Source organism: Shewanella sp. SM20 (assembly GCF_025654545.1).
Classification (GTDB): Bacteria; Pseudomonadota; Gammaproteobacteria; order Enterobacterales; family Shewanellaceae; genus Shewanella; species Shewanella oncorhynchi.
The window spans coordinates 100542-112811 of the sequence record NZ_JAKKRK010000008.1 but is presented as its reverse complement, the minus strand read 5'-3'; the positions used below and the strand labels follow the sequence as shown (position 1 = coordinate 112811).

7 protein-coding genes are annotated in these 12270 nt (G+C 48.6%); 6 read left to right on the top strand and 1 reads right to left on the bottom strand.

All coding sequences use genetic code 11. The annotated features are described in order from the left end of the window. The first annotated feature begins 1218 nt into the window (after nt 1–1218). The 3 genes from L5M18_RS05560 to L5M18_RS05550 are packed head-to-tail and all read left to right on the top strand — an operon-like array spanning nt 1219 to nt 5935. A complete protein-coding gene (locus tag L5M18_RS05560; RefSeq protein WP_263196173.1) occupies nt 1219–4116 on the top strand; it encodes a xanthine dehydrogenase family protein molybdopterin-binding subunit in 2898 nt (965 codons plus the stop codon). Further along, entirely contained in the window at nt 4113–4646 is a 534-nt protein-coding gene (locus L5M18_RS05555; protein WP_006082848.1) for a (2Fe-2S)-binding protein, read from the top strand. Before L5M18_RS05560 ends, L5M18_RS05555 begins: the two co-directional genes overlap by 4 nt. After that, nucleotides 4646–5935 carry a cytochrome c gene (locus tag L5M18_RS05550; RefSeq protein WP_263196172.1) on the top strand — a complete coding sequence of 430 codons (1290 nt, stop codon included), beginning with the start codon at nt 4646–4648 and terminating at the stop codon, nt 5933–5935. The genes L5M18_RS05555 and L5M18_RS05550 overlap by 1 nt, the downstream gene beginning before the upstream one ends. A 175-nt stretch (nt 5936–6110) precedes the next feature. Here the strand turns inward: L5M18_RS05550 and L5M18_RS05545 are convergent, their stop codons facing one another. Next, nucleotides 6111–7091, bottom strand: a complete 981-nt coding sequence (locus tag L5M18_RS05545) for a dienelactone hydrolase family protein (protein WP_263196171.1) — start codon at nt 7089–7091, stop codon at nt 6111–6113. Nucleotides 7092–7316: 225 nt separating this feature from the next. On the opposite strand from L5M18_RS05545, the gene L5M18_RS05540 reads away from it, so the two are divergent. From L5M18_RS05540 to L5M18_RS05530, 3 genes are all read left to right on the top strand, one after another. Beyond that, nucleotides 7317–8264 (top strand): LysR family transcriptional regulator, encoded by a 948-nt coding sequence (locus L5M18_RS05540; RefSeq protein ID WP_028761657.1) that lies wholly within the window; start codon nt 7317–7319, stop codon nt 8262–8264. Between the two features lie 279 nt (nt 8265–8543). Continuing rightward, a complete protein-coding gene (locus L5M18_RS05535) occupies nt 8544–9752 on the top strand; it encodes a NupC/NupG family nucleoside CNT transporter (protein ID WP_105251603.1) in 1209 nt (402 codons plus the stop codon). A gap of 217 nt (nt 9753–9969) precedes the next feature. After that, nucleotides 9970–12267 carry a hypothetical protein gene (locus tag L5M18_RS05530; RefSeq protein WP_263196170.1) on the top strand — a complete coding sequence of 766 codons (2298 nt, stop codon included), beginning with the start codon at nt 9970–9972 and terminating at the stop codon, nt 12265–12267. Nucleotides 12268–12270: the final 3 nt, after the last annotated feature.

Below are 12270 nucleotides of genomic sequence, written 5' to 3'. Positions count from 1 at the left end.
AACCAACCAGCAAGTTGCTAAGACACTTGATTTGATGATGAGACAGTCAGACTGATCTACTAAAAACCTTACGAAAACACAGGCTCTGATGAAGCCGCAGGGATGATAAGGACAGTAGAAGCAAATATCCATCAGGGCCAGAGGAATCCCTCAATAAGAGGCCGAATATATGGGTGCAATGAACTCTTCTCAAAATTGATATCGAATGTCTTGCAAACCGGATGGGTCCATATATGTTTTAGTAGAGCCTACAGGGATGTATTCACGGCGAGTCACTGGTGTAACAGTGCGAAAGCCTGCGGCAGGCAATTAGCTGCACTGATAATTGACAGAGATATCAATGCCCATTAGCTAGCCAGACAAATCAGCACTATCAAAACGTTTCAACTTTGTCGTTCGACAAAGCTTCCCCATTGCTACCGCACTTCGCCAACACCCGTCAGCCAAGCCATCAATCAATCAAAACAAGGTCGCACTAGCTCAAAACGTCCACTGCTGAACATTGAGCACAATGCCACTGAGCACTATGACAACAAGCATAAGTGCCAAAGCATATTCACCAATTTGCAGGAGGAGTTGGGTATCTAAGAAAGAGAAAAGACACATCGTCCTGATGCAAGTGACTCGAATCGCGGGTACGCGATTAAAGCTCATCCTTGTTAAAAACCTAAGATAGCGACATAGCGTACACTTGTCTATAACTTTAGCATTATAAATCAAGTAATTAAGCAAGCACTGATTTAATAATGTTGATATGAATGCATGTGACTAAACCAATCGCCATCAAATAACACTATCTCTTGATTTTGCAGTGGCATGAAGTCTCGCTGTGTGAGGCGGTCTTGTTTTGGCAAATGGTCATATTTCGACATGCAAATAAGCCCCAATTGAGTGCATTGCTCAAGGGCTCTGCGCAAAGAGCACTGAGCAAAATTCAGGCATAACGTAACTGAGTTGAATCACAGTACGAACATCACTGTAGAAGCCTGATAACACGGGTTTTACACTCTGATTTAGCTTGGTCAAAACTGCAACGATTAACCGCCTAAATTTGCATTTTCGGCCCTACATGCTAACGTGGCTAATGTAAATTTACATTCAGTGTTTATCAAAGCTATGTCGCAACAATCAATAAAAAGTCGATCGACAACAAGCTTATATCGGGCAATACCATGCAGCGCGGCTGATATTACACGGAAGCACAACTGAGGTTGAGATATGGAACCATCTAATACGTCACGCCGGACCTTTATTAAGCAATGTGTGATTGGCGGGGTTGCCGTATATTCGGCCCCTTTGTTGTGGGAAATGAGTCGCGCGAATGCGGCGATTGTCTCACCTGAACTGGCAGCCCAATGGCAAACTCAGGTTAATGGTCAATCCAAACCTAAGTTTCGTAACGACGGCATAGCGAAAGTCACAGGCCAAAAAGTCTATGGCCGTGATTACCGCGCTATGGACATGGAGGGCTGGCCCAAGCAGCAAGGTTACGCTTTTATACTTCGCGCCGCCGATGCCTCCCATGTTTATCAAGGCTTTTCACTCGACCACCTGCCCGCTTCGGCTAAGCCCTATAAAGTGATCACTGCGGCCGATCTGGCCCGTGATAAAATCAAGCTGCCCGATTTTTACGGTGACAATATGTTACTGGCCGAGGGGCAAACCGCTGACTACTTAGGTCATGCGGTGGCGATATTGTTGTTCGACAGTTTCCCCGCCTTTAAGCAAGCTAAGTCCTTGCTGCAATTTGACCAGACCTTACTGCGCTTTGGTGAGCAAACGCCGTTTGTATCGGACTCGAAAGACCCGTACGCCAGCTGGCGCCTTATTCGAGTTGAAGGTGAAAATGGCGCAAGGGAAGATTTATATAGCCCGCTCCACGATGGGCTGTTTTTCCCTAGCGTAAAAGATCGCAAACCAGAATGGTTAGGCAATCCGAATGCCAAAGGGACTGTGTCTGAGCGCGGGCTTTATTATGCGGGTGAGATAGATAAGCAGATTGCTAGCGCCCAAGCCAATCAACAATGGCAAGTGTTAGAACGGGAATATCGCACCCAGATCATCGATCCTATGATGATGGAACCCGAAGCCTTTAACGGCTGGTATGATGCGGCTAGCCAAACCTTTCATACTGTGATTACCTCGCAGTCGCCGCAGGACTTTCAAGAGATGGCAGTGCACATGCTGTTATCTAGCCCACTGGCAGGCAAGGTAAAACATCTTGTGGTGCACTCGCCCTATATCGGCGGTGGATTTGGCGCGAAAGACCATTCGATATTTCCTTATTACGGCGTGATCGCGGCCGTTTATGCCAAGGGACCAATCCGACTCGCCAATGACAGATTCGAACAATTCCAGTCTGGCCTTAAGCGTCATCCGTTCATCATGAAAAGCCGCTTAGCGGTGGATAAATCGACCTTAAAAATCCAAGCCTTAACTTCGCAGATGACAGTCGATGGCGGCGGACGAGTCAACTTTACCCCGTCTGTGACCTCGGTTGGTGCGACAGCGATGCAAAGCATTTACTACACGCCGCGCAACGATATTATCGCCACAGCCTATGCGTCGCGTAACCCAGATGCGGGTTCGATGCGCGGTTATGGCACGCTGCAATCGATGACGGCGATGGAATGTATGATCCATGAGATCGCCGACGAGCTAAAGGTTGATCCCTTTAAACTGCGCGCCGCCAACGTGATGGAATCCGGCCAGCGCAATACTCAAGGCGCGATTCCTAACGGTACTTTACGTTACCGCGAAATGCTCGACATGGCCGAGCAAGCTCCCGTGTGGCAAAACCGCGCGGTGAATAAAAAGGACTATGAGGCCAAACATCCAGGGATGCGTTACGGCGTCGGTTTTGGTATCGCCACCAAAGATTATGGTACGGGTGCAGCAGCGCCAAGTGCGGCGGTTCGCCTAGCTAAAGACGGAAAAATCACCCTAGAAATCGGCTTTATCGAAATGGGCACAGGCACGCAAACCTCCCAAGCTGTGGTGATCAGCGATGCCCTTGGCAACTTTGCCGATGAGGTAAAACTCGCCGAAGTGGATATTTGGGATGCGATGCAATTAGTGCAAACCGATAATCCTTATATTATTTCGCAGCAACGCCAAGATGAAATGGCGGCTAATCCACGCTGGACACCGGTTAAAGCTATGGCATCGTCGGCGTCTATGTCGGCCTATTACCAAAGCCATGTCAGCCGCATCGCCGCCGATATTATCTATCGCCACGGCCTATGGCCTGCAGCGGTATCGATTTGGAACGAGTTGTATTTTAATACGCCAATGGGCTCAACTAATTTGCATAACTCACGGGATGGTCGCTGGGTCGATGGCAAGCTAACCGCCTTGGGCTTTCCGCCATTGTCGCTAGATATTCTCGCTAAACGCGCCCACGATATGGGTTTAGTGGTCGGCGTGATGGGCCATGCCTTTAATCGCTGGGCTTGGGCCGAAGCCGATTTCGACATTCTTGGCACTAAAGAACGTTTAGCACTCGATGCGCTGGCGTTGCAATACGGCGAAGGGAACGCGACGTTTGCGGCCACCTCCGACACGACTATGAGTATCAAAGCGCGCCAAGCCAGCATGAAGTCTAACGGCTATCACTTGATCGATCGTCAAGCCATAAGTTATCCCAGAGCCGAACTGAACAATGCCATGGTGACTTACTACGCCCCCTGCGCCACTTTGGTTGAAGTGGCCGTAAACGAAGGCAATGGCGAAGTCACGCTACTGAGTTCTCATACTTGGTTAGAGGCGGGCAAAGTGATTGTTAAAGAATTAGTCGAAGGGCAAATTCAAGGTGGCCTTGCGATGGGGATTGGCCATGCACTGCATGAAGGCTTACCGCCATTTGAAGCAGGCGCTGGCAATGGTACGTGGAACCTCAATCGCTATCAGGTGCCGCTAGCGCGGCATGTGGGCGTGTGGGATCAACGTCATACCATATTGCCGCAGTTATCTGATAACGATCCCAGCCGTGGTATCGCCGAAGTGGTGATGATCCCTGTGGTCGCGGCGCTGATTGAAGCCGTGTATCAAGCAACCCATGTCCGCTTTTACGATTTACCTATGACAGCGAAAAAAATTAAGGAGGCCATGGCATGAGCCAGTCTATTAAACTGACCATTAATAACCAAGCCGTAGGCCCGATTGAAGTCGCCGATGGTGTGATGATGATTGAGTTTCTACATGAATACTTGAACCTCACAGGCACTAAGTTTGGTTGCGGCGCAGGCGTATGCCACGCCTGTACAGTGATCGTCGACGACGAGCAAGGCATGAGTGAAGTGGTTCGTACCTGCATCAATGGTGTAGAGCGTTTTAATGGTAAACGCGTCCGCACTGTCGAAGGTCATGCTAGACAAAACTCCCTTGGCGAAATCACCGCCCTGAGCCCAGTGCAAGAGGCTTTTTTAGAGCACTTTTCGTTTCAATGTGGTTGGTGCACCTCGGGCTTTGTCAACGAATCAACCGCACTGCTTGAGCGATTAGAGCGACAACCTATCGCTAAAGATCAAGTTGAAAAAGTCGTTGAAGATGCCTTGAGTGAACACGTATGCCGCTGTACTGGCTACGTAAAATACTATGCGGCGGTCAAAGATCTGATCCTCAAAACTAAGGGGCTAACCCTGTGATGACATCAGCCAATCTGCGCCATTTCTCGCGCTATTTCCCGCACATTAGTAGGATAAAAAATCTGTTGAGCCACAATCTACTCCTGAGTTTAGGGCTAGGTTTGCTCGCCTGTTCCAGCAGCGTTGCCGATGAAGGCGGCAATACGAATAACGACATCGCACGCGGCGCGTATCTGATGAAGATAGGCGACTGTGTGGCCTGCCATACTGCGGTCGGCGGTCGCGAACTCGCGGGCGGTTTGCCGTTCGAAACCCCCTTTGGCGCTGTGTACTCGACCAATATCACCTCAGATAAAGAAACTGGGATTGGCAAATACAGTTACGAGGAGTTTTTTGATGCCATGCACCACGGTGTTGGCGTCAACGGCAACCTTTATCCTGCTATGCCTTACACTTCCTACAGCCTGCTCACAGACGCAGACACTCAGGCGATTTATGCCTATTTGATGAGTACTAAACCCATCAAGCAAGCCAATCGCGACAATGATGTTTACTTTCCGTTTAACCTGCGTTTTGGCCTAAAAGCTTGGAACTTAGTCGCACACGATGCCAAGAAATTTACCCCGAGCAAGGAAAAAAGCGAACATTGGAACCGCGGCAATTACTTAGTCAATGCCCTAGGGCACTGCGGTGAATGCCACACCCCAAGAGACACGCTGTTTGCCATGGAGCAGGACAAGCACTTTGAGGGCGCGATTATCGAAGGGCTTGAAGCATCGGACATTCGCCCCGCCGAGCTTAACAGGCAGAACTGGACCCATGAGGATCTTAAATCACTGTTTACCGAAGGATACTCCCGTAAAGGCACTGTCTTTGGCGGCATGTATCCCGTGGTGTATCACAGCTTTAGCCACTTGACCGATGATGATATGCGCGCGGTTAGCAGTTATCTGCTCGATAACGACGATGATCTTAAACCGGATCCGCTCACCTTTAACGGCCATAAACCTGAACTGCCAGGCTATACGCTCTACAAAGGTTACTGCGCCGGTTGTCATGGTCAAAATGGTGAAGGTCGTCCTAACGTCGCCCCTGCGATGGCAGGAAACGCCACCTTAGATAAAGCGAGTCCTCATAATATCGTCGCCGTGATACTAAAAGGTATTCAGAGCCAGCATTACAACGCCACCACCAGCTTTTATGCCATGCCGGGATATGCTGATGAGTTAAGCGACGAGCAGATTAAAGACTTAGCCAATTATCTAAGACTCACCTGGAGCACACAAGCTGGTAATCTCGATGTGAAGACTATCCAAAGCTTAAAAGAAGTGATCCTCGAGCACGACTAACCCACATAGGTATGTGGGATATTTAAGATAAAAGCCGCATAGGTATGTGGGAGATTTAAAATAAAAGCCGACGCTAGCGTCGGCTTTTGCTTGAATGATATAGAGCGCGAGAATCGGTCACTCATCGACTTAATCAAAGTAAGCGAGATCAGAATAAGCGGAGCTTCACTCCCACTTAGCCACGCAGTCGAGTATCAAAGAAAGCTAAGCTGCGCGCCCAAGCGAGTTCGGCGGTGGCTTTATCGTATCGGCCAGTGGAGTCGTTATGGAAACCGTGATTCACATTCGGGTAAAGATAAGCGACATAATCGGCTTTGTTGGCTTTTAGCTGGGTTTCGTACTCGGCCCAAGTGTCGTTTACCCGCTGATCGAGCCCAGCAAATTGCAACATAAGTGGCCCCTTTACTCGGCTACGCAGCTCAGCAGCTGCTGGCGTGCCATAGAAAGGTACGCCAGCATTGAGTTCATCGGGAATCGTCGCGGCCAGCATATTGACAATATAGCCGCCAAAGCAAAAACCTACGGCACCGAGTTTGCCATTGCTCTGAGGATGGGATTTTAAAAACTGCGCGGCGGCAATAAAGTCTTGTTCAATTTTGGCTCTGTCTAAACTGCTTTGCATGGCTCGGCCCGCATCATCATTGCCCGGATAACCACCAAGAGAATAAAGTGCATCGGGGGCGAAGGCGATATACCCCTGCGCCGCTAATCGGCGAGCCACATCTTCGATATAGGGATTTAGGCCACGGTTCTCGTGTACCACTAATACCACTGCGGCTTTTTTACTGGGATCTAAAGTCTTGGGCTCACCAGCGGCACTGCCCGCGAGTAATAACTCATTGGGTATTACTAAATAGCCGCGCCCTTCACCGTAGCCATTGGGCGAGGGAAATTTAACATAGCTCGCTTGAATACTCGGGTCGTTAAACGACACTTGTTCGGCAAGGGCATAGTTCGGCATGAGTGCGCCCGTGAGCGTTGTCAGGGTAAACCCTAGCGCCACAAGTCCTGCAAGCCGCCCCATAAACTCACGGCGATCGATAATGCCATGGGCATATTCGTCATACCAGTCAAAGGCTTCCTGCGGTATCGGTTGTACTTTCTGGGCATGTATCTGACTTGTTTCTGCTAAGGCTTGCTTGTCTTGTTGTATCATCGTTATTCCTCCATTGAACAAGCTAACCACAGGTAACACGTCTTCCCTAGCTTGTGGGTGTTAAGATTTAACTCAAGAGTAAAGTAAGAATCGCACTTAGGGCAACTGACTTTAACGTGTGCCGTTTGGTAAGTTTGTTTTGAAATAGCACACGATCGGCACAAACGGCTGTCGGTTAGGGCAAGGCTAGCTTAAAATAGCGATTTAGATTCTAGAGGGCCTAGCGTGATACAACATAGAGCTAGCCAGATGGTGATATTCCACACTCTGGTGACCAGTGGTAGTTTTACCCAAGCGGCGGCCAAGTTAAAAACCTCGACTTCCTATGTCAGCAAGCAGCTTGGCGCACTGGAAGCAGAGCTGAACTTGCTGTTAGTCCAGCGGACCACTCGCACCTTAGTGCTAACCGACGCGGGCCAACAGTTTGCCCATTACTGTGAGCAAGTGTTTGAAGCGACGCAAAATGCCGATGCGATTATGCTGGATGCCCGCGATGACATTAGCGGCACTATTCGCCTCGGTTCCTCCCAATCCTTTGGCACCTTACACATCATCCCCGCGCTGGAAGTGTTGCAGCAAAAATACCCCGAATTGCGATTTGAGCTAAGCCTGTTCGACCATAAAGCCGACATGCTAGAAGAAGGCCTGGATCTGTGGATCACTAACCATGAACAGTTGAACGAAGGTTATATCGCCCAGCACCTTGCCGAGACTAACTTTGTGGTGGTCGCCTCTCCCGATTATTTACTCAAGCATGGCGTGCCTCACCATCCACAGGCGTTAGCGCAACATAATTGCGTTATCTATCAAAGCAAGAGCCGTAATTATGATCGCTGGAGTTTTGCTAAGGATGACCTAGAACAAACCGTGCATGTGGCGGGAAATTACCGTGTTGACTTAGCCGAAGCCGTGCGCAATGCGGTGATTGCAGGGCGCGGCATAGGCTATGTGGCCACGTATTTACTCAGTGATGAGTTTCAAAGCGGAAAACTGATCCAGCTCTTACCCGATTGGAAACCACTGCAACAGATGCCCGTCTATGTGGTTTACCCGAGGCGGCGCCATTTACCGACTAAGTACAAGGTGATAATCGAGTGTTTAAAGTCCCATATCGGCCACCCGCCCTACTGGGATAAAAAGCTCAAACCTTGGTTAGGTAAGACAGTAACTTAAACTGCAGTCACTTAAGCTGCATTTCAAACCAGCACTGACTACGACACCAGCCTAAAGTCGTCTGTGGCGTGATTTCGATTATTGCCACAGGCACAAATATTATTTCCTCTGGGCAACAGTAGCTAAAATAGCTTTTATTCTCCTGCATAAACAGCAACTTAAACTGTTGCTATTTTCAACTATTTTATCGTAACAGCCCAGTAACGCCCTCGACTTGCCCTTACTGCGACTCGGCCTACAATGCGCGGCTTCTTCCTTAACTCAAAAGAATAACCCCTTATGACCGCGATATTAGGCATGATTAGTATCTTGTTTTTTGCTTGGTTACTGTCAGTGAACCGCAAGAATATTCCCTACCGCACTGTGATTTTAGCCCTAGGCCTACAAATTATATTTGCCCTGTTAGTGCTCTACGTCCCTGCGGGTAAGGCCGTATTGCAGTCTGTTACGGCGGGCGTGTCGAGCGTGATAGCCTATGGCAACGAAGGAATTGGTTTCCTATTTGGGGATCTCGCCACGGGTAAAGTCGGCTTCGTATTTGCAATCAATGTGTTAGGTATCATCATCTTTTTCTCGGCACTGATTTCAGCCTTATACCATATTGGGTTAATGCCTAAGGTGATCAACATTATTGGTGGTGGTCTGCAGCGTTTACTGGGCACGGGCCGCGCCGAGTCTTTATCTGCCACGGCAAACATCTTCGTCGGTATGATTGAAGCGCCGCTGGTGATTAAACCCTATTTAAAGCACATGAGCGATTCACAATTCTTCGCGGTCATGAGCTGTGGTTTAGCCTCAGTCGCGGGCGGTACCTTAGTCGGATATGCCGCTTTAGGTGTCGATCTTAACTATTTGATCGCCGCCGCCTTTATGTCGGCACCCGCGGGTCTGTTGATGGCAAAAATCCTCATGCCGCCTAGCGACAATGACAAAAATAGTGCCGATGAAATCACCTCAGTCGAACTGCCACGCGCCACCAATGTGGTTGAAGCCTTAGCCGATGGCGCTATGTCTGGCATGCGGATTTCTGTCGGGATTGGTGCCACTCTACTGGCCTTTGTCAGTGTTATCGCCCTACTGAATGGCATGTTAGGCGCTGTGGGTGAATGGTTCGGTTACCAGTTAAGCTTCGAATTTTTACTCGGTTATCTGTTCGCCCCTATGGCGTGGCTGCTGGGTATTCCTTGGCATGAGGCCATTACTGCAGGCTCACTCATTGGCCAAAAAATCGTAGTGAATGAATTTGTAGCCTTCATCCAGTTAATGAAAGTCGAAGATCAACTGAGCGCCCATTCTCAGGCCGTTGTGACTTTTGCCCTGTGTGGTTTCGCTAACATTTCAACCATGGCGATTTTGATCGGTGGGCTGGGTAGCATGGTGCCAGAGCGCCGCGAATTTATCGCCCGTAATGGTTTTCGCGCCATTGCCGCTGGCGTATTCGCGAACCTCATGAGTGCGGCAATCGCCAGCGTGATCCTCTCGCTGTAATCCATCAGCTTGGGCTTTTTTAGGCACTCATCTCACCATTGAGTTAACCACTAAGTTAGCCACTCTCGCGCAGCAAAACCGCGATCAACACAAACCCAAATCAAGCAAGCTTGGTTTGGGTTTTCTTTTATGCCTCAGATATTTTTTGTGTATAATGTCGCCAGAAAAAGATTAATGAGTTTACATTTCAATAACATGCGTAGCCAAAGGAGTACGAATGGCCATAGTGAAATACAAGGCAGTTAACGCCGCAATCACACTGACAATGGCAGGTATAACACTCTTGTTAACCGCCTGCGATAACTCAACGTCACCCTCCAATTCAGTTAATACCAACATACCCACAGAGCGTGAATATCAGATTATCTCCACCATAAACCTCAATGATGGCTTTGAAACACGCAAAGTGCTGCAGGCACGACTGCTGCTGGATTACCAATTACAGAATGCAGAGGGTAAGGCGACCAGCTTAACAACGCCGTTAACCCATAACGCCCGTTTTTTTATCCAACCTAATATGCTGCAAATTAGCGATTATGGCATGCCGATTCCGGTGAGTAATATCGACCCTAAAGGTAACTCTAATGAAATCTTTCAGTTGGTTAAAGATGGCTTTAATGTGGAATTTAACAATGGTGAAGTCCGCCAACTGACTCCCATTGCCAAGATGGATCAAAAAGATATCAAGGAATTATTTGACCACTGGGTGAATCTTAATAGCTTGTTTAAACAAACTCCAACCTTGCCTGTGGTGCTTGAGCCTAGGGTCGGTTATAGCATCAGCGCCCCCATGGATGCACGCCTAACTTGGACGGTTGAGCAAGTGACCGAAGATAAGTTATTTGCAGTAGTACAAGGTGAGAAAGACAACTTTAAGGCCTATGGAAAGTTCGAGCTTAACCGCAAAACCGGCTGGTTAGAGAGCATGGCGTTTTTTCAACAAGAAGAGAGCAAAGGCAGTACCCTCACCCGCCGCATCGCCATGGCGCCCAAGGATAACCCTTATATTATGAGCATGCTTTGGCATGCCGACGCTAACTACGATGCGGAGCGTGATATAGATGATCTGCAAAAAGAGCTCTACCCGATTAGCGATGTTCCGCGGGAATATAAAGCCCATGATAAGGACTTTATAAAATCCTTATTAGCTGATCAGCAAGGTATTCTTGATAATATTGGCCCATGGGGCGCTGACACGCCAGAAGTGCTGCAATTGCGCTTTGTGCATAATATAAGCCCGCGATATGTGGTTGCTAATGTGCATTATGAAGACTTAGCCGCCTTTGATGCCAGCGGAAATCCGATAGACATTCACTTCTGGCAGCACAGCAGAGGTGTGGCGATGAATTTCAACCGCTCGATTGAGTCTTCGGTGGATCTTATCGCCACAGGCTGGGACAACACCGCCAATAAACTCAAACAGATAGACCATATCACCGCCAAGCTGACCCTTATCCCCGAAAGCAATAAGATAGTCGAAAAGTCGTGGGATGAACTGGTCGCGAATCCCTATACCTTTGGCGATGCGAGCCTCACAATTCAGGTGCTCGACGCCGAGGCAAAGCTATTTAAAGTCGTAACAAAGCAGAGTAACACTCAAAACATTAACCTTCCTTTTCAGCAATTTAAAGGAAAGATGGCCGAAGCCCGTCGCGATGGTGATTATCCTAAATGGTTAACGGTGACGGATAAGGAACTGCTGGGGGAATTAATCGGTGTCGATGATCCTCATCACCTTAGCACCCGCGCCCTGCTACTTAAGCTAGATGAAATCCCTAAAACCGTTGTAATACTGGAGAGCCAGCCACAGCCGGAGTTAAGCCAAACCAAGAACATCCGCTTTGTGACCTTTACCGACTACAACCAAAATCTGGCCAATCCCTTAAGCGAGTTTGGCGATTCGAGCCTCAATAACTTCCTCTATCAAGATCTTGAGCCATCAAACGCCGAAATCAGTGCGATCCAAGGGATAAAACCTGAGACTGAAAATGGCCATAATCTGTATATTCCTATGTCAGCCGCATTAGCGAGTGCCTGTAAACCTGAAATAGAACAAGGTTTTAAAGAGGGGAAACACGAAGTCACTTGGCTGTTTGAGCATAATGCCCCAAACGGACCAGCCTATACCCTGATGACGCCCGACCGCGAGCGGCAGTTTTTCTACGATAAACACATCCAAGGAAAAATCCATTGCCAAGGTGATATCAGTTGGCAACCCTTAGAGCAGGCAGCTAACCCACGTCCTTGGTTAATCGATTTACAAGCTTGGCTAACAAAAACCGGTTATGGTGACGAGCCGAGTAAAGATCTTAAGAACTACTTTAAAGTCGAAGATGCCCAAGACAAATCCCTAACGATTCGACTGCCCGAAAATGCCGAACTACGGATTAAAGAGGCACTGGTCGATGGCCGCTATTTAAGTGTCGCAGGCCCTGCCGCTAAGGTGAGTTATATGACTCTCTCTCAAAACCCCGTCGACATCCCCTATGAATTCACCTTTAAACCTTTGCCATAAAAA

Coding starts and splice junctions, on each gene's coding strand:
- L5M18_RS05555 (WP_006082848.1), top strand. CDS start 4,113: ATGAGCCAGTCTATTAAACTGACCATTAATAACCAAGCCGTAGGCCCG.
- L5M18_RS05560 (WP_263196173.1), top strand. CDS start 1,219: ATGGAACCATCTAATACGTCACGCCGGACCTTTATTAAGCAATGTGTG.
- L5M18_RS05550 (WP_263196172.1), top strand. CDS start 4,646: ATGACATCAGCCAATCTGCGCCATTTCTCGCGCTATTTCCCGCACATT.
- L5M18_RS05535 (WP_105251603.1), top strand. CDS start 8,544: ATGACCGCGATATTAGGCATGATTAGTATCTTGTTTTTTGCTTGGTTA.
- L5M18_RS05545 (WP_263196171.1), bottom strand. CDS start 7,091: ATGATACAACAAGACAAGCAAGCCTTAGCAGAAACAAGTCAGATACAT.
- L5M18_RS05530 (WP_263196170.1), top strand. CDS start 9,970: ATGGCCATAGTGAAATACAAGGCAGTTAACGCCGCAATCACACTGACA.